The organism is Paraflavisolibacter caeni (assembly GCF_025628885.1).
GTDB classification, from domain to species: domain Bacteria; phylum Bacteroidota; class Bacteroidia; order Chitinophagales; family Chitinophagaceae; genus Flavisolibacter; species Flavisolibacter caeni.
This window is the reverse complement of record NZ_JAOTIF010000020.1, coordinates 121272-138893: the sequence shown is the minus strand read 5'-3', so window position 1 is coordinate 138893 and position 17622 is coordinate 121272. Positions and strand designations below refer to the sequence as shown.

General features: G+C 38.5%; 18 protein-coding genes. 5 read left to right on the top strand and 13 right to left on the bottom strand.

The genetic code is table 11. The features are described from left to right. Positions 1–328: 328 nt before the first annotated feature. Together recF and OCK74_RS20335 are read left to right on the top strand one after the other, a co-directional pair. Positions 329–1417: a DNA replication/repair protein RecF gene (gene recF / locus OCK74_RS20340; RefSeq protein WP_279298924.1), complete on the top strand. Its 1089-nt coding sequence runs from the start codon at positions 329–331 to the stop codon at positions 1415–1417. Between the two features lie 82 nt (positions 1418–1499). Continuing rightward, positions 1500–1781: a DciA family protein gene (locus OCK74_RS20335; RefSeq protein ID WP_279298923.1), complete on the top strand. Its 282-nt coding sequence runs from the start codon at positions 1500–1502 to the stop codon at positions 1779–1781. Here the strand turns inward: OCK74_RS20335 and OCK74_RS20330 are convergent. From OCK74_RS20330 to OCK74_RS20315, 4 genes are all read right to left on the bottom strand, one after another. Further along, complete coding sequence (locus OCK74_RS20330) at positions 1775–2215, bottom strand: CBS domain-containing protein (protein WP_279298922.1); 441 nt, start codon at positions 2213–2215, stop codon at positions 1775–1777. The genes OCK74_RS20335 and OCK74_RS20330 overlap by 7 nt on opposite strands. 383 nt (positions 2216–2598) lie before the next feature. Further along, complete coding sequence (locus OCK74_RS20325) at positions 2599–3651, bottom strand: ABC transporter permease (protein ID WP_279298921.1); 1053 nt, start codon at positions 3649–3651, stop codon at positions 2599–2601. A 52-nt stretch (positions 3652–3703) separates the two neighbouring features. Further along, positions 3704–4870 carry a BT_3928 family protein gene (locus OCK74_RS20320; RefSeq protein ID WP_279298920.1) on the bottom strand — a complete coding sequence of 389 codons (1167 nt, stop codon included), beginning with the start codon at positions 4868–4870 and terminating at the stop codon, positions 3704–3706. 43 nt (positions 4871–4913) lie between these two features. Next, on the bottom strand, positions 4914–5405 hold the full coding sequence (locus tag OCK74_RS20315) for a DUF1599 domain-containing protein (protein WP_279298919.1): 492 nt from the start codon (positions 5403–5405) through the stop codon (positions 4914–4916). Between the two features lie 211 nt (positions 5406–5616). On the opposite strand from OCK74_RS20315, the gene folP reads away from it, so the two are divergent. Next, positions 5617–6447, top strand: coding sequence for a dihydropteroate synthase (gene folP, locus OCK74_RS20310; RefSeq protein WP_279298918.1), 831 nt, complete (start codon positions 5617–5619; stop codon positions 6445–6447). A 255-nt stretch (positions 6448–6702) separates the two neighbouring features. Here folP and OCK74_RS20305 read toward each other — a convergent pair whose 3' ends face one another. Then, entirely contained in the window at positions 6703–7653 is a 951-nt protein-coding gene (locus tag OCK74_RS20305; protein WP_279298917.1) for an FKBP-type peptidyl-prolyl cis-trans isomerase, read from the bottom strand. Between the two features lie 13 nt (positions 7654–7666). Further along, positions 7667–8674, bottom strand: a complete 1008-nt coding sequence (locus OCK74_RS20300; RefSeq protein WP_279298916.1) for a DHH family phosphoesterase — start codon at positions 8672–8674, stop codon at positions 7667–7669. A gap of 66 nt (positions 8675–8740) precedes the next feature. Between OCK74_RS20300 and OCK74_RS20295 the strand changes: the two genes are divergently transcribed. Next, positions 8741–9157 carry a nucleoside-diphosphate kinase gene (locus OCK74_RS20295; RefSeq protein ID WP_279298915.1) on the top strand — a complete coding sequence of 139 codons (417 nt, stop codon included), beginning with the start codon at positions 8741–8743 and terminating at the stop codon, positions 9155–9157. A 79-nt stretch (positions 9158–9236) separates the two neighbouring features. On the opposite strand, the gene OCK74_RS20290 is transcribed toward OCK74_RS20295, so the two are convergent. Continuing rightward, a complete protein-coding gene (locus OCK74_RS20290; RefSeq protein ID WP_279298914.1) occupies positions 9237–10979 on the bottom strand; it encodes an amino acid permease in 1743 nt (580 codons plus the stop codon). A 174-nt stretch (positions 10980–11153) separates the two neighbouring features. Between OCK74_RS20290 and OCK74_RS20285 the strand changes: the two genes are divergently transcribed. After that, the gene (locus OCK74_RS20285) at positions 11154–11504 is read left to right on the top strand and encodes a hypothetical protein (protein ID WP_279298913.1); all 351 of its coding nucleotides are present in this window, start codon (positions 11154–11156) and stop codon (positions 11502–11504) included. 67 nt (positions 11505–11571) lie between these two features. Here OCK74_RS20285 and OCK74_RS20280 read toward each other — a convergent pair whose 3' ends face one another. Genes OCK74_RS20280 through OCK74_RS20255 form a run of 6 tightly spaced genes read right to left on the bottom strand, consistent with a single transcriptional unit; the run spans position 11572 to position 17610 of the window. After that, positions 11572–12537 carry a polyprenyl synthetase family protein gene (locus tag OCK74_RS20280; RefSeq protein ID WP_279298912.1) on the bottom strand — a complete coding sequence of 322 codons (966 nt, stop codon included), beginning with the start codon at positions 12535–12537 and terminating at the stop codon, positions 11572–11574. 27 nt (positions 12538–12564) lie between these two features. Beyond that, entirely contained in the window at positions 12565–14616 is a 2052-nt protein-coding gene (rnr, locus tag OCK74_RS20275) for a ribonuclease R (RefSeq protein WP_279298911.1), read from the bottom strand. A gap of 6 nt (positions 14617–14622) precedes the next feature. Then, positions 14623–15696 carry a tetraacyldisaccharide 4'-kinase gene (lpxK, locus tag OCK74_RS20270; protein WP_279298910.1) on the bottom strand — a complete coding sequence of 358 codons (1074 nt, stop codon included), beginning with the start codon at positions 15694–15696 and terminating at the stop codon, positions 14623–14625. After that, positions 15686–16252 (bottom strand): 5-formyltetrahydrofolate cyclo-ligase, encoded by a 567-nt coding sequence (locus OCK74_RS20265; RefSeq protein ID WP_279298909.1) that lies wholly within the window; start codon positions 16250–16252, stop codon positions 15686–15688. The genes lpxK and OCK74_RS20265 overlap by 11 nt, the downstream gene beginning before the upstream one ends. A 3-nt stretch (positions 16253–16255) precedes the next feature. After that, positions 16256–16810, bottom strand: a complete 555-nt coding sequence (locus tag OCK74_RS20260) for an RsmD family RNA methyltransferase (protein WP_279298908.1) — start codon at positions 16808–16810, stop codon at positions 16256–16258. Next, positions 16798–17610 (bottom strand): DUF3822 family protein, encoded by an 813-nt coding sequence (locus OCK74_RS20255; RefSeq protein WP_279298907.1) that lies wholly within the window; start codon positions 17608–17610, stop codon positions 16798–16800. The genes OCK74_RS20260 and OCK74_RS20255 overlap by 13 nt, the downstream gene beginning before the upstream one ends. Between the last annotated feature and the right edge of the window lie 12 nt (positions 17611–17622).

Below are 17622 nucleotides of genomic sequence, written 5' to 3'. Positions count from 1 at the left end.
TATTTATGAGCATTTGCTCCATTCAGATCGAAGCATAGTCGAAAGATGGTCGAAGGATAGTCGAAGGATGATCGAAGGATGGTCGAAGTAATCTAACCTTAAGTACGGCTGATGTATACTTATGGTACGGCTTATCTATGGAGTAGGCATCCAGTCAGCATGGAGGAATGCTGTTGGTATACTGTAGCCCTACTTTACGTATACTGTATATATACTCCAGGTATACTTAAGGTATACTGATGGTATACTGAAGCAACGAGGATGAATTTTAAATTAGTATTTTCTTATTCCCCTCCTGCTTTTATCTTCGTACCACTTACTTATACCCTTGAGTCTATTTGTTTCATCCATATCACTTTTTCAATTCAAGAATTATTTCCAACAGGAATTCCGGTTTACGGAACGCATTATCGGGGTTTGTGGCCGTAATGGCAAAGGCAAAACCAACTTACTGGATGCTATTCATTATTTAAGCTTTACGAAAAGCTATTTTACCCGGCAGGATCAGCTCATCACTCAGCATGGTCACCTGGGGTTTAGGGTAGAAGGGCATTTTAACCTTAATGGCCATCAGGAAAAGGCTGTTTCCATTTTAAGGGAAACAGGAAAAAAAGAATTTTCTGTAAATGATGAACTCTATACCAGGTTTTCAAAACATATCGGCCGCTATCCATGTGTGGTCATTGCACCTGACGATGTACAATTAATTATTGGCACCAGTGAAGACCGTAGGAAATTCATAGATACATTGTTGTCCCAGATGGATCATGAATACCTTCAATCTTTGATCAATTATAATAAGATCTTACAGCAGCGAAATTCATTTTTACGTAATTACAATGATGGCTTTGGCAGCCGGGATTTGTCTGTTTTGGATATATTAGATGAACAACTGGTTAAAGAAGGAACCCTGATCTTTGAAAAAAGGTATCATTTCCTATTGAAATTTTTACCTTCTGTTAAAATATTATACAATGAGATAGCCCGGCATTATGAGCCTATTAATTTATTTTATGAAAGTGAACTGCAAGGGGTTTCTTTCCAGGAACTCATGGGTATGAATCGACAAAAAGATTTAATGGTGCAGCGAACTACCGGAGGCATTCATCGCGATGATCTCACTTTCAATTTAAATAATCAAACATTTAAAAGCATTGCCTCCCAAGGACAGCGAAAAAGTCTTTTGTTTGCTTTAAAGTTGGCTGAAATGGATGTTTTAAAAACAGAGAAAAAGCTAACCCCTCTCCTTTTGCTAGACGATGTTTTTGAAAAACTGGATGAAGAGCGAATCTCCAATTTGCTTTTGCAGGTATGCTCTGATGGCGAAGGCCAGGTTTTTATTACAGATACAAACCCTCAACGCCTTCAGTCTCAATTAGAAAAGCTTCACCAGCCTTTTCAATTAATTGAATTGTAAAAGATCATTCAAAGTTCAAAACCTTATCTTTTAACTTTGAACTGTAATTACTGAATTTAAATTCAAGAATATCTTATAACACATGGCCCAATATTCATTAGGTGAAGCGATACAGCAGTTTTTAAGGCAAAGCAGAATGAAAAGCGATATCCAGGCTTTGCAAATTGAAGAGTTATGGGAAAAATTGATGGGAAAAACAATAGCCAGGTATACAGATAGCATTAAAATTGCGAACCGCACTCTTTTCATTACAACCAACGTGGCCCCACTAAAACAAGAACTTTTATACCAAAAGGAAAAAATAAAGCTTCGCGTAAACGAAGCTCTAGGAACAAATGATATTCAGGAAGTTGTTATTCAATAAACCCAGGAATATTCTTGATCTTGCGAAATATCCCCATACTCGGAATCTGTATTTGCAATCATTTCATGCATCAGGTCATTAGCTGAAACCACACCTTTAAAGGTAAAGTCATCATAAATAGCCAAATACCGGGCATTATGACGTTCTAATAATTGCATGCAATAAGCTAACGAATTGTTTGATGAAGCTACCGGTAAATTCTTATTCAAAAAATCTTGCACTTTAAGCTCATTCAAAGGTTTATTGGCAAAAAGTACCTTGTTCGTAACATCATGCTCTGTTAGAATACCTACAAATTTTTCACCATTCATAACAATGAGGTAATCTACGTTTTCTGCACACATCTGGTACAAAGCATCACTTACCAAATGATCGGGTGAAACGGTATTAAACTGAGGAAATTTACGCTCAAGGATAACTGAGACATTTGGCATTTCGAAGGGTTTAAGGGGTTATTAAATAGGTTATTAAAGGTTTATAATAAAGATAGCTAATATTTTTCTTAGAATCTTCTGACTTTTGTCATAACTGAATTTATTTATAAACACTAGAAAACATTAATTTCATCAGACAATACCCCCACGAAAATGTGAATTTAATTACCCTTGTCATCTAATCTACTGAGTTGTAATTATTTAATATAGATCAGTATACCTCTAGAAATTCAATCTTGTCTTAAAAGTACAAAATAAAATTTAGCATTTTATTGCAAAATAAATTTCACAGAAGTAATATAACATTTAATTAGATGTAAATAAAATTGATAAATAAGAGTGTGTTTTATCAATTTTATTTCATTAAACCAACAAATAAGACGTTATTCATACACTCTTACTCTAGGATCGACCAGACCATATAATATATCAGCCAGAATGTTTATAAATATAAAAATGGTTGCAGTAAATAATACTGATCCCATAACTACAGGGAAATCAAGCTTTTCAAGGGCATCTACAGTTACTTTTCCAATGCCTTTCCATGCGAAAATATACTCTACAAAAAAGGCTCCAGCCAAGAGCTCTGCAAACCAACCGGTAATGGCAGTTATCACAGGGTTTAAAGAATTGGGCAAAGCATGGCGCCATATTACTGCTGTTTTATGCAAACCTTTTGCATAGGCAGTCCTGATATAATCCTGATCAAGCACATCAAGCATGGAACTCCGTGATAGTTGGGTTATAATAGCTAAAGGTCTGATACCCAGAGTAATAGCAGGCAGAATTCCATTTTGCAAGGAAAGTCGTTTTTCACCGGTCAATGCATCTATTTCAAACCAATTACCTGTTAGGTGGAGCCCTGTCCAGTCGCTCCAAATAAATCCGAACAGATAAGCTATAATAACTCCCATAAAAAAGGACGGAGCAGAAATCCCTAAGATACTTGTTACTACAGCTGTTGTATCGAGACTCGAGTTTTGCTTAACAGCGGCCAAAATACCTAATGGAATTCCAAATATTACGGCGATAAACATGGCCATCAGTGCAAGCAATACGGTTCCTGGTAACGCTTCCAATAAAATGTCTGAAACAGGTTTTCTCGATTGATAAGAAACCCGCAGGTATGGAAGCTTCAAGGCCAACTTTACCTTATTTCCTATAAAGAAGCCCTTTAATTGCTTCCTTTGGATTTCTTCACCCGTATGAAAACTGATGGGCGAAACATCATTAAAATAGAATAGAGCTTGCTTCCACTTTGGCTGGTCAAGCGCTAATTCTTTTCTAATTGCTGCCTGAGTTGCGGGATCACCCGTTTGACCCATAACCAACCTGGAAGGATCTCCAAAGCCCTGGAATAAGACAAACACCAATATCACAACCCCGATCAGTACAAATATCCCATATTGGATCCTGCGAATGATGAGCTGAATCATATTGGTAAATTCATATAAAATTTAAAGCCGAGGAGTACAATAACAATTGCTGTTATTTGAAACTGATTTGTTCCTGAATTGTATTGAATCCCTTGAAACTATATTTTTTCTGAACCGTGCCTTGCTTCAATAAATATATAGTTGGGACTGTACGTGCTGCCGTTCTTATTGCAGTATTATCACAAGCAAAAATTTGAATTTGGGATAAACCAGCTTTTTGGAAAAACTCAGTAGCTGCAGGCAAAGAAACTGCAGTAGCTACATAAACAGGAATACCCCGCTTTTGAGCTGTTTTATATAATTCCTTAAACTCTGGCAGCCATTCTTTAGTTTCCCCTTTTAAATTTTCACAGAAGAGGATAAAACAAAGTGATTGGTTTAAAACAGCTTCAGTTGAGTCCATTCCTGATAGACCGATCAAAGCAAAACCTTTAATCGGAGGCTCTGCATTTCCCTTACGTACGAGCCTGTCTATTCGATCAACAAATTTATAGGAACCAAGATCTGAGGGTAACTGTTCCGGAGAAAATTCAAATTGCCTCCCCTCCTTCTCATACACAAATCTGATTGCAAAGCTATCAGGGACTGCTCCAACAGGAATCTTCATTTGTTGGGCAATATTATTACCCCGCTTATAAGGAAGGCAATCAACCGGAGGTAGATAATTTAAGGCATACCACTGCAAGCCTAAACTGATGACTAGAAAACTAATTAAAAAGGATGCCCGTACGGGAGCTGTAAAAGCAGGCTGAATATATTTCTTCCCAAAGATGAGGAAAACAATCAAGCCCAGCAGCACCACATCCTTTAGAAAAGACGTTAAAGGAGTTATAGGTAAACAATCACCAAAACACCCACAGTTCTTAAACTTTCCGGATAAAAAAGCGTAGGCAGTTAAAAAAGTGAAGAAAACTATGAGAACAAACAGAAGATTTAAAATAAAATTTTTCTTCCAGCCAATGAGTAAGGCTGCCCCAGCCATGATTTCAAGTGCAATCATTATGATTGAAAGGCTGAGTGAATGTTCGTGAAAGAATTGAAACAAATTGATGAGGGGCCCTTTTAGAAAAAATCCAGATGATGCAAGTCCTGAATTCCATATTTCAAAAAACTCTTGCATTTTATAACTCAATCCTAAAGGATCATTCCCTTTAACTATGCCAGAAATAATAAATAAAACGCCTACAAAAATTTGAGCAACGGTAATAGCTTTCTTCATGTTTATGGTAGTAGAGTGAGGATGAGCAAAGGAAAAATCAGTTTTAACTATCGCCTTTTTCAGAAAGCAGAATTAATGCAAAAACAGCATAATTAATAATGTCCAGGTAATTAGCATCCAGCCCTTCGCTAATCAGGGTTTTTCCTTCATTAGTTAGGATTTGCCGCATGCGGTAAAGTTTCATAAGTATTAAATCAACAAAGCTTTCCTGCGACATACCACGCCAGGCTTCGCCATAATCATGATTTTTTGCTTGCATCAGGTCGCGTGCAATCAATATTTTATGATTGTACAGTTCCGAGACTTCTTCCACTGGCAAATCTTCAGGAGCATCTTCTTCAAGATCTAACTGCATCAAACCAATTACCGAATAGTTGATTATACCGATAAATTCGGCAGTAATATCATCACCAATTTTCTGAACTTTTTTTTCCTGAATAGTCCTGATTCGCTGAGCCTTTATATATATCTGATCTGTTATGGAAATAGTACGTAAAACACGCCAGGCAGTCCCGTAATCAGTCGTTTTTTTCAAGAATATGTCTTTACATCTGTCAATTACAGCATCATACTGGTGGTTTGTTTTTGATTGTGTTATCTGCATGGGGTATATCAAATAAAATGGTAATTTATTTTACTCTAGATAAAAAGTTGTATTTACAAGGATACGAATGAGCAAACAGGTGATATTTTTCTTATCTCTTCACCCTTCCCGCTGTACCTTTCGCTCCAAAAGTAGTAAATCAATGTTTACACTCAATTGCAAAGGAAAATTAACGATCATAGAGCAGCCACTTGTTATGGGCATTTTAAATGTAACTCCTGATTCATTTTTTGCAGATAGCAGAATGAACGGTGAAGATGCTGTCTTATATCGCGCAGAGCAAATGTTGATGGACGGGGCGACCATAATTGATATAGGCGGACAAAGCACCAGGCCGGGAAGTCTGCTTATAGATGAAGCCGAAGAAGAGAAAAGAGTTATTCCGGCGATTACTGCTTTACATAAACGATTTCCTGAGGTTCTTATTTCTGTAGATACTTTTTATGCGAAAGTAGCAGAAAGTGCTGTAGACGCAGGCGCTTCCATAATAAACGATGTAAGTGCTGGAAGTATTGATGAGGCAATGATAGAAACCGTTGCTAAACTAAAAGTGCCATATGTATTAATGCACATGACGGGAAACCCTCAAAACATGCAAGTCAATCCTACATACAGAAATGTAGTTACTGAAGTATTTGACTTTCTAAATTTTAGAATTCAAAAATTACAAGAGTTGGGTATAAGTGACATTATCGTAGACCCAGGTTTTGGCTTTGGAAAAACAATTCAACACAATTTTGAGTTACTATCCGGATTGGAATACTTTTCACAGTTAGGAAAACCGCTCCTGATTGGACTTTCCCGAAAGGCAACGATATACAAAACACTGAATATTAATGCAGAAGAGGCACTTAACGGAACCACTGTCCTCAATACAATCTCCCTGCTGAAAGGTGCTCACATATTAAGGGTTCACGATGTGAAAGAGGCTGTACAAGCCGTTAAATTAGTAAGCCAAATAAATATGGTATAAATTGAAAAAGAGCACCTTTGAGTGCTCTTAATTTCATGATGGGAATGGATATTATTTTTATCCTATATAAATAAGGTTTACAGTTTTCAAAGGAACAGAGTTACCTCATTAACACACCCAAAATTGGGTAATAAGCGGATAATATTAGGATTTGGATCTAAAAACGGAGCCTTGGTTTTCAAGGATTTGGAATAAAAACGGCTCATTAAATAATGAGCCGTAAAATTGATATTTATATTTTATGAAAGCTGGTAATTATCGATGAGTCGACTCATTTTTCGGTGAAGGAGCCATATTGGGCGCCGGAGCATTATCATGCACTTCCAAAACTTCGATATCGAAGATCAGGTTTTCATTGGCTTTGATATCGGGTGATGGTGAAGCTTCACCATAAGCCAAACTGGAAGGGATAAAAAGGCGCGCTTTAGTTCCCTGGCTCAAAGCTTTCAAACCTTCTTCAAAACCAGGAATGGAACGTCCTGCACCAATATTCATGGTTAAAGGCTCGGTGTGTTTGAAAGTAGTATCCATATTTGTATCGAAAACTTTTCCACCCAAAGTCAATCCTTTATACATTAAACTTACAAATTTTCCGTCCTCAATTTTGGGACCACTGCCCTGGTTGATAATCTGAACATAAGTACCGGAACCCACTTTTTGTGCATTGATGTTATTCTTTGAAAGGTAATCAGAAATAACTTTATCATCTTTTTGCAATTGCCCTTGAATCTTCGCATTATTTTTAAATGCTAATTGTCTTTCTTTTGTTTCATCAGCACGAGCTTCTTCTTGTGATTTGAATACATCAAGAACTTTGATGGTCGTGATCAATTTATCACCTTTTTTGAATTGTGGAGGAAGGCCGCCTGGATTCTTAACCATGAAAGTGTCTACCATTTGTACAGCATAAACACTGTCACCTTCTTTTAAGGTAGGAATAATTTCACTGATGTCATATGGCTGACTTTCGTTATTAACAGGAATATAAACCGGCCCTTTGTCATAAGTCGCAAACATTAAACTATCATTTAATTTTTGCGAATAATTGATTTTAATGATCGTTCCTGGCTCTACTTTTTTAGTTCCTTTACCAGGAAAAAGCTTATAAGGCATTCCGCCTTTGGTTTTCTTAAAGTCTACACTGTTGCAACTGCTTACTAAGAGAACAATTGCGGCTGCACTGAAGATGCTGTTTACGAATCGCATTTTAATTGTTTAGTTATTGTAAAAGTTCTTTATTCTCCCTGATTGCCTGTTTAAACTTTTGGATGGTTTTTTCGAGTGACTCTTTATCCTGCCCCCCTGCAGCGTTAAAATGTCCTCCACCTCCAAAATATTTCCTGGCAAATGTATTGCAATCAAAGTTTCCTTTGCTTCGAAATGACCATTTACGTTCTTCATCGCGATCAACCACAAAACCTACCAGCTTAATACCTTGAATAGACTGCGGATAATTAACAATTCCTTCCGTATCGCCGGTCTTAATATTATATTTTAATAAGTCAGCTTTAGTGATATAGATCACTGCTGTATTCAACTCATAAATAACTTCCATCCTGTTTGAAAGCACATGGCCTAAAAACCTTAAACGGTTTTCCAGGAAATTATCATATAGAGCTTCATGCACCTTGGTATGTTGCAAGCCAAGTTCTTTGAGACTTGCCACCATATGGTGCACACTGGCGTGAGTAGAAGAAAAACGGAATGATCCTGTGTCGGCTACGACACCGGCATACAGGCACTCACTAATAAAAATATTAATCTTATCACGGTGTCCTGATTGTACAATGAAATCAAACACCATCTCGCAAGTTGAGCTCTTACCGGTTGAGGAAACTCCAAAAGTAAAGCTCTGAACATCAGGCTCCTGGTGATGATCAATTAATATTTTAGTACAATTCAGTTCTGCTAGTTTAGGAGCCAAAAGTTTGGTCCGGCCAAAATGATTAAAATCCAGGCAAAAAAGCCAATCAGCAGATTCTAAAAATTCATCTGCCTTTGTTTTGTGCAATTCATAATCGAGAACCTTGTTCACATTGGGCATCCAGTCGAGCCACCTTGCCCAGTTGGTAGGAGAAATCACCTGAACTTCATGCCCAAACTGAACTAAAAAGTGATATAAGCCTAAAGTTGAGCCCATGGCATCAGCATCAGGTTTCTGATGCATTGTAATGGCAATTTTCCTGGGCTCAGAAAGTTTTGTATATAATTCGTGAATTGGTCGCATAAACGAGCGGCAAATGTAGAGGAAACTTCAAACTTTACTCTACTTTTGCGCGGAAATTAAACAGTAATGAGCAATAGAACATTTACCATGATTAAGCCTGATGCAATGAAAAACGGACATGCAGGCGCTATTCTAGACAAGATTATCAAAGGTGGTTTTCGCATTGTAGCCTTAAAGCAAACTCATCTTAGTGAAGTAAAAGCTGGCCAGTTTTATGAAGTACATAAGGAACGTCCTTTTTACGGCGAGTTGGTAGAATTCATGAGCAGCGGCGTTATTATCGCAGCCATCCTGGAAAAAGAGAATGCTGTTGCCGATTTCAGAACACTGATTGGCGCAACAGATCCAGCAAAGGCAGACGAAGGAACCATCCGTAAATTATTCGCAACATCTGTTGGTGAAAACGCTGTGCACGGAAGCGATAGTGAGGAAAACGCTAAAATTGAAGGCGATTTCTTCTTTTCCGGGTTAGAGCAATTCTAAAAAATTATATAAAGTCTCAAATAAAAGGGCCGGTAACCTGGAGGTTACCGGCCCTTTTTATGTATTCCTGGATTTTTTACTACACAACACTTAATGATTTTTCTGCTGCCAGTTTGCTCTTCCGGTAACCATATGAAAAATAAAGAACTAAGCCTATGGCAAACCAAATGAAAAACCATTTCCAGTTCGACGCCGACATCCCGGTTAATAAATAGAGGCAGGTGGTTAAACCCATTAGCGGTATCAGTGAAAGTTTGCGCATAAAGGCAAAAACCGACAACACGATACATACCAACCAGAAAATAATAGTGGAAATTTTTAAAACAGGTGTTCCAAGAAGATAATCCCCTGCATTGCTTGCATGGGAATGATCCGAAAAATCTCCGTTGAGTAATTCAGGGAAGTATCTATTGCTCGTAATTGCAATTATGGCAATTAGTCCTGTAATAATCAATGGATAAATCAACCTGCCATTGATATAAGGTAAATGGAATTTCCCCTCCTGCTTTTCTCTGCGTGGAATCAGTAATACACCTCCGCAAACAAGTACAAAGGCAAACAAAGTTCCAATACTTGTAAAGTCAAGTACAAATCGCTCATCGGTAAATATGATTGGTAAACCAACAACGATTCCTGTAACAATGGTAGAAAATGAAGGCGTTTTATGTTTAGGATGAATCCGTTGAAATTGTGCAGGTAACAAACCATCCCGGCTCATACTCATCCAGATACGAGGTTGTCCTAACTGGAATACAAGCATCACACTGGTCATTGCCACAACGGCGATAACAGATATGATATTCTTCATCCAACCCACATTATTCTGCTGAAACACTTCTGCCAGCGGATCTCCAACATTGAGCAATTTATAGTCCACCATCCCGGTAAGTACAAGGGATAGGATTATATATACTATAGTACAAATGATCAGTGAATAGATCATGCCTTTGGGCAGGTCCCGCTGGGGATTTTTACTTTCCTCAGCCATGGTGGAAACAGCATCAAAACCGATGTAAGCAAAAAAAACAGCTGAAACACCCGCCATCACTCCACTAAAACCGTTAGGCATAAATGAACGCATCCCAACTTCATTCAAAGGAAGCCAGTTATCAGTGTTGATGTAAGTTATTCCAACAAGAATTACCAAGACGATGGCAACCAATTTTATGATCACCATCAGATTGCTGATGTTCCGGCTTTCTTTTACGCCAACATAAACCAGCCATGTGATCAGCACATTTATCAATAAAGCAGGCAAATCCACAATAATTCGAAGGGTTCCTATTTTGGGCGCAGTATTCCAAATACTGATTAATTCCTGGTTTTCATTCTTGATTACAGCATCATGTACAGCCTTATAATTGGTGGAAAGCCAGCCTGGAATATAAATATGTAAACTGTGAAGAAGATTGGTAAAATAATCACTCCAGGCAAATGCAACATAAATATTACCAATAGAATATTCCATTAATAAAGCCCAACCTATAACCCATGCCATCAACTCTCCAAAAGAGGCATAGGCATAAGTATAAGCACTTCCGGCCACCGGAATTCGGGAAGCGAATTCAGCATAGCACATAGCGGTAAATCCACATGCAATACCACAAAGAATAAAAAGAAATATTACACCCGGCCCACCGCTGGCACAGGCAGTCCCCATAGAACTAAAACTGCCGGCCCCAATAATTGCAGCAATTCCAAAGAAAGTAAGGTCCCTGACACTCAAAACCCTCCTCAATTCATGTGCATGAATATCTCCCGACGCATCAGAATCTGATAAAATTTTTGTTAAAGACTTACGCCTGAATAGAGAATTTACCATCAACTTTTATTTAAGAGGCCAAATTAAAAGAAATCAACCGAGCAGTTAGCACAATTCCCACAAATTTTGATATTAGTCAAAGTGATCAATAATTATAATCAGGTTGCTACTTTATCACCATCATCATTAAAGACATGCATGTATTTGATTTTTGTGCCTCAAAATTTTAATGAAATGGAAGCAACGATTCAACATGTAATTAAAAACACGACCACGAACGCAACAGTAAAAACCCAAGTATTAAATAATTTTTTCCAATGGAGTGCAAGCCAGGAAAAAAACCGTTTTGGGTGGCTGGCAGCCGCTTTAGTAATTCATGGTTGCGCCCTGACACCTATAACACTTTTTGCCATTGTACTGAGCGGAAATTATTTTGGATTCTGGATACTGGCTTTAGTAGCAATGGGAGCCTCATTAGTTACAAATCTTTCAGCATTGCCCACTAAGATCACAATACCTACATTCTTTTTGAGTGTTATCATAGATATTGCCATTATTATATCGTGCCTGGTGAGCATCTTATAAACTTTTATCAAAAAGCATCGCTTCCTGTTTAAGTGTGAATCCTGCGATGCTTTTTGATTTATTACAATTAAGATTCCCTCTGTAAAAGGTATAAAGCCAATTCTTTTAATGGCTCTTTTCTTTTGGAAACCACAGCAATATCATCAAGATGCTGAAAGGCCTCCTGCATATATTTTTCCTTTAGAGCTTTCGCCCATTCATCTACTTTGCAGTCTTTAAAAATAGAAAGCACCTCTTCCACTTTATGCTCTGATGTTGAAGTGTATAATTCCTTTAATCTCTTCTTCTGGCCTTCGCTGGCAACTTGTAATGCATGTATGAGTAAAAAGGTCTTTTTATTGGATTTGATATCGCCTCCTACCAGTTTACCAAACTTCTCAGGGTTGCCGAAAGCATCCAGAAAATCATCCTGTACCTGGAAGGCTAGTCCTATTTTACGACCAAATTCATAAATAATTTGCTGATTACGGACACCAGTGCCTCCCAGAAGGGCTCCCATTTGTAAACTTGAGGCCAGTAGTACAGATGTTTTAAGATTGATCATATTCAGGTAGGCGTCAAAGTCTACACCGTTTTTCTTCTCAAAATCCATATCCAATTGCTGGCCTTCACATACTTCGCGCGCCGTTTTATTAAACAGGCGCATGATCCGTACAATATGTTGCGTAGAAACTTTATTTAGATATTCATAAGCAGCAACAAGCATCACATCCCCTGCCAATAAAGCTGTGCTAATGCCATACTTCTGATGAACGGTTTCCAGACCGCGGCGAAGTGGCGCCTGATCCATTATATCATCATGAATCAATGTAAAATTGTGAAAAAGCTCTATAGCTGTGGCTACATTCCAGGCATCAGGTACGATCTCATCAAACAGTTCATTAGCCATGAGGCATAATACCGGGCGCACTCTTTTACCTCCCATTCCAAGAAAATAACGGTTAGGCTCATATAAAGATGCTGGCTCCTGGGGAAAATGATCTGTTTTAAATTTCTCAGAAAACTGCGCAGATAGTTCTTCAAATGTGTGCATTATTGAGTGTTTGGTTCAAATTGTAAACTATACTTCCTTCTTTTTTCTTTTAGTTTTTGCCTTAGGTTTGGCTTTCTCCTTCCCAGTTTTGAGAAGCTTTACAGGCCCTGCAGGCGTCTCTGTAGTTGATAACACCCATTCATAATCCAGCTGGCGTTTGGTCAGGTTGGCGGCCACTACTTTAATCCGGACCTTATCGCCCATCCTGAACTTACGTCCACTTCTGACACCACTGAGCATATATTCTGTTTCGATCAAGTGGAACTCGTCATAATCCAAAAGACTATTCAGGCTAACAAGGCCTTCACATTTATGTTCTACAGTTTCTACCCAAAATCCAAAAGGAGCTACTCCACTGATAACACCCTCAAATTCTTCACCCAGAAACTGCTGCATGTATTCTACCTGCTTGTATTTATTAGCTGCTCTTTCTGTTTCCAGTGCAGCCCTTTCCCGCTCACTGCAATGCTTACATTTTTGCTCCAGCTTTTTATCGATCCTGATTTTATTATCAAGTACCTGTTGCAAAATACGGTGGGCCAGGATATCCGGATATCGACGAATGGGTGAGGTAAAATGACAGTAATTTTCAAAACCCAATCCATAATGGCCAATATTCTCGGTAGTATATATAGCTTTTGCCATTGTACGGATACCCAATTGTGATAGAACATGCTCTTCGGGCTTTCCTGCCACGTCTTCAATCATAGTGTTAAAAGAAGCTGCAATGGATTCAGGACTACTGGTATCGAACTTATGTCCAAACTTGCGGGCAAAGGCAATAAATGGCAACAGTTTCATTTCATCCGGCAAATCGTGTGTGCGGTATGGAAATGGAATAGGCTTTTTATCAACCTTAATCTTAGATACTTTTTCCGCCACAATCCGGTTGGCCAGAAGCATGAATTCTTCAATCAGCTGGTGAGCTTCCTTACTTTCCTTGACTATTACCCCAATGGGCTTGCCTTCATCATCCAATTTAAACCTGATTTCCTGGGATGAAAAGTTGATAGCGCCATTTGCCATACGCTTCTTACGCAAACGCTGGGCGATGTTGTTCAATAAAAGAATTTCATCCAGGTATTGTCCTTCCTGTTTTTCAATAATCTCCTGAACATCTTCGTATGTAAACCGGTGATCGGAGTGAATCGCAGTACGCCCCAACCAATACTGCTTTACGACACCCTTTGGCGTCATTTGAAAAACGGCTGAAAATGTAAGTTTATCCTCGTGAGGGCGCAGTGAACATAAAACATTGGAAATATGCTCCGGCAACATGGGGTTCACACGATCTGGAAGGTATACTGATGTAGCCTTGCCGTAAGCCGCTTCATCTAATGCAGTTCCCTGATCTACATAATAGCTCACATCTGCTATATGAACACCAATTTCATAATTACCATTCTTTAAAACCCGTATGGATAAAGCATCATCAAAATCCTTTGCATCTACAGGATCTATTGTAAAAGTGAGCACATGCCGCATATCATTGCGCTGCTCAATTTCAGATTGAGGAATAGTATCTGGTATACGTGCAGCTTCTTCCAGGGCTTCATCAGGGAATTCGAGTGGGAAACCATTTTCAAGCAGCAATTCCTTCATAGCCACCTCATTGGCCCGTTCATTCAAAACTGTTACGACTTCTCCTTCCGGACGTCTACCAGGATCCTGGTCCCATTTGGTCAGCCGGACCACTACCCGATCTCCTTCCTTAGCATCATTAAACTTTGCCTGTGGGATAAAGATGTCAGGCATTTTTTTGTCAGAGTCCGCAACAAAGAATGCATAACCTTTATTCATCTCCAGTCTGCCGACAAACTCTGATTGTTTTCGCTCAATCACCTCTGTAATAGCGCCTTGCAATCGCCTTCCTTCCCTCTTGACCTGGAGTTGCACACGCACTTTATCCCCGTGAAGGGCCGTATTAAAATCTGAAGGGCGCACCAAAACATCTGACTCCAACCCATCAACAATAACAAACCCCATTCCTGAGCGGGTCAGTTCCATCGTTCCGATATATGAGTCTACTTCGGGATGCCTTTTCTTATGTGTCTTTTTTGATGAATGTTTTCGGCCCATGTATGGTTAAATTGGTTTTGCAAAATGTTCTATGAAATCCATGATGCTTCTTGTAAAAGCCTCTTCCTGTCCAAATAAAATGCTATGCTCAACAGGAATGACATAAAAAGGCATGCCATCCATCCTCTGTGAGAACTTAAGAAGCCTGGTAGCATCTTTTTCTGTTGTCAATATAATTTTATTTTCTGAATGAATGTGCTCAAAGCGGTCAGTTATTTCATTAAAGTCGTCAATAGTGAATATGTGGTGATCGCTATACTGGAGTTGGAAGTAGGTCCGACTACATTCTTCCAGGTACTTCTTCAGTGGTTTAGGATTAGCAATTCCTGTTACCAACAATACTTCAGTTTGTTCGGAAAATGAGATCTCCGTACCATTAATAATATGATATGGATTACCATAGGTTATATTAGCAAAGAAAATCTGCTGGTGCGGCAAAGGCTCTATTTCCCCAGCTATTGACATCCGTTCCTCTTCTGAAAAATTTGAAGGACATTTAGTGACAACGATGATATCAGCCCGCTTATAACTACTGCGACTATCCCTGAGATCCCCGGTTGGAAGATAAAAGTCACGTGTAAATAAATTATTATAATCTGTAAGCAGGATATTCAGGCCAGCCTTGATAGCTCTATGTTGAAAAGCATCATCCAAAATAATTACTTCAGATTCCGGGCGGTCGTGTAACAACTGCGGGATAGCAACAATGCGTTCCTCACCTACGGCAACCGGAATACCTGGAAACTTACGGTGAAACTGCATCGGCTCATCGCCAATCTCAATAGATGTGGTTTGTTCTGAAGCTAATACATACCCTTTGGTCTTACGTTTATACCCCCTGCTTAATGTTGCCACTTTAAAACGATCTTTCAACTTTCTAACTAGCAATTCCACCATTGGCGACTTTCCAGTTCCACCAACAGAAAGATTCCCAACACAAATGAGTGGCAAAGCAAAGGTTGTGGAGCGGGAAATATTTTTATCGTATAGCCAATTCCTGATAATGATGACCAAGCCATACAAAAAAGCAAAAGGAAGCAGTAAAATGCGAAACGATTTTAAAAACCAATTAGAAAACATAGGCCTTTTGCGGTGTAATACAGTAATTTAAAGGTACATCAAATTCATCTGTATCCGTAATTACCTGAATTGGTTCAAAATAAGATAAACCAACTTTAAGACAATCCGGACGGCATAATTTTAAAAAGCGATCATAGAAACCTTTGCCATATCCCAGCCTGTTTCCACTTTGATCACAAGCTAATAGGGGAACCAGCACTAAATCAAGTAGTTGAGGTGCCACTTCTTCTCCGGATACGGGTTCATATATATTATAAGCATTACGGGCGAAATTTTCACTTTTATCCAAAATCGCTTGCATCTGGTCGTTAGAAAAGTCTGTCCTGGGATAGGCTATATGCAATCCTGGATTCCTGAACTGTAAATAAGCAGTAAAAATGAAGGTATTCACCTCATGTTTTTCCTCAATGGGAAAAAAACTAAGGGCATATGATAAGAACGGTAAATCAAGCTTTTGAAATTGAATCAACATTAAATCATCCAACTTCATTTGCTCCGAAGAAGATAAATGTTTTCTTTTTTCACGATATAATTTCCTGACTTCACGTTTTAGCATTGATTACCCCTCCTTATCTTCTTCCAAAGTAAAGAAAGAGAATATGGTTGTTCCATAATTGCGCGCCATTTTAAAGAATGGGAAATCCTTATAGTCATTCCTTGGTGTATGCTCCAAAACGAAAAGCCCGCCAGGTTTCAATAATTTCTTTTCAAAAACCATCCTTGGCAGTTCATCTATAGTAGTTAAGGCATAAGGTGGGCCTGCAAAAATAAAATCAAATTGTTCCCTGCATCCTTCCATAAACTTAAACACTTCAGATTTTACAACCTTGAAGTTTTCCAGTTGTAAAGCCTCAGCGTTCTTTTTAATAAAAGCAAACATCTGGGGGTCTTTTTCTACTATAGTCAGATCACTTGCGCCTCTTGAAGCCAGTTCATAACTGATACTACCTGTACCTCCAAAAAGATCCAAGGTCTTTATTTCTTCAAAATCAATATTGTTTTGCAAAATATTGAACAAGCCTTCTTTTGCTATATCCGTAGTAGGACGTGTATGAGGCATTTTTGTTGGCGGGCTGATTCTTCTACCGCCCAGGTAACCACTTATGATACGCATGCTGCAAGATTATGAAGTGATGTAAAGTAGTGGTGAGGATAATCATGCCCAGGCATATCAACCCCGCTATGCTTCGCAAAGGCCACGTTAGTAAAGTATTGATATATTTCTTTATACAAAGCAGAATCTGCTTCAATAAAGCCAGACAAAGTAATATATGTTTGATCCTGCGATAATTCGAATTCCTTACAAATTTTCAGAAGATAATAGACGACGTCCATTGGGGCAGAAAAAGTATAGACCTGCATCAATAATAAATTGTTCTCCTTCTTCACCATAACCCTAAACTGCTTATTTAAAAAATGAACACCAATTTGTTCCGGCGCATCAACATCATTGGGAGCTTTTAAAAAAGGAGTATAAATATGACGGAATGAGGCAGCAGGAAATTGTTCTTTCAAAAACTGCAGTACTGATCCGGGTATAGAATAAAAGTTCACTAATTGCCACTGTCCAGCAAAGTCATAAAATTGCCCATTGGACTGTACACCGTATACCTGTTCCAATAAGTTACTATCCTGCGCAAAAAATTTACGGGGTACAAGCAAAGCATCAGGAAAAGCTGAACAGATAACCGTCTTTTTATATTTCAGATCCGCTTCTTTATAAGGAGCGAAAATATCAATGATACTTTTTTCCATTTCCAATTCATCAAACATGCTGCCCTGGATATAATGGCAAGCAGTTACATCCTCTGTCCACAGTGAAATTAGACTGTAATTGCTTCCTATTTCCCAAAGCAAAACAGTCTCTTCATTTTTTAGATCAGTATAACTTCCAATTTCAAAAAATGTTTGCAAATCCTTGGATTT

Excerpts from the sequence above, each read along its gene's own strand:
- rnr (WP_279298911.1), bottom strand. The coding sequence starts at position 14,616 with ATGGGCCGAAAACATTCATCAAAAAAGACACATAAGAAAAGGCATCCC.
- OCK74_RS20335 (WP_279298923.1), top strand. The coding sequence starts at position 1,500 with ATGGCCCAATATTCATTAGGTGAAGCGATACAGCAGTTTTTAAGGCAA.
- OCK74_RS20290 (WP_279298914.1), bottom strand. The coding sequence starts at position 10,979 with ATGGTAAATTCTCTATTCAGGCGTAAGTCTTTAACAAAAATTTTATCA.
- OCK74_RS20305 (WP_279298917.1), bottom strand. The coding sequence starts at position 7,653 with ATGCGATTCGTAAACAGCATCTTCAGTGCAGCCGCAATTGTTCTCTTA.
- folP (WP_279298918.1), top strand. The coding sequence starts at position 5,617 with ATGTTTACACTCAATTGCAAAGGAAAATTAACGATCATAGAGCAGCCA.
- OCK74_RS20320 (WP_279298920.1), bottom strand. The coding sequence starts at position 4,870 with ATGAAGAAAGCTATTACCGTTGCTCAAATTTTTGTAGGCGTTTTATTT.
- OCK74_RS20280 (WP_279298912.1), bottom strand. The coding sequence starts at position 12,537 with ATGCACACATTTGAAGAACTATCTGCGCAGTTTTCTGAGAAATTTAAA.
- OCK74_RS20260 (WP_279298908.1), bottom strand. The coding sequence starts at position 16,810 with ATGCGTATCATAAGTGGTTACCTGGGCGGTAGAAGAATCAGCCCGCCA.
- OCK74_RS20325 (WP_279298921.1), bottom strand. The coding sequence starts at position 3,651 with ATGATTCAGCTCATCATTCGCAGGATCCAATATGGGATATTTGTACTG.
- OCK74_RS20330 (WP_279298922.1), bottom strand. The coding sequence starts at position 2,215 with ATGCCAAATGTCTCAGTTATCCTTGAGCGTAAATTTCCTCAGTTTAAT.
- OCK74_RS20285 (WP_279298913.1), top strand. The coding sequence starts at position 11,154 with ATGGAAGCAACGATTCAACATGTAATTAAAAACACGACCACGAACGCA.
- lpxK (WP_279298910.1), bottom strand. The coding sequence starts at position 15,696 with ATGTTTTCTAATTGGTTTTTAAAATCGTTTCGCATTTTACTGCTTCCT.
- OCK74_RS20295 (WP_279298915.1), top strand. The coding sequence starts at position 8,741 with ATGAGCAATAGAACATTTACCATGATTAAGCCTGATGCAATGAAAAAC.
- OCK74_RS20265 (WP_279298909.1), bottom strand. The coding sequence starts at position 16,252 with ATGCTAAAACGTGAAGTCAGGAAATTATATCGTGAAAAAAGAAAACAT.
- OCK74_RS20300 (WP_279298916.1), bottom strand. The coding sequence starts at position 8,674 with ATGCGACCAATTCACGAATTATATACAAAACTTTCTGAGCCCAGGAAA.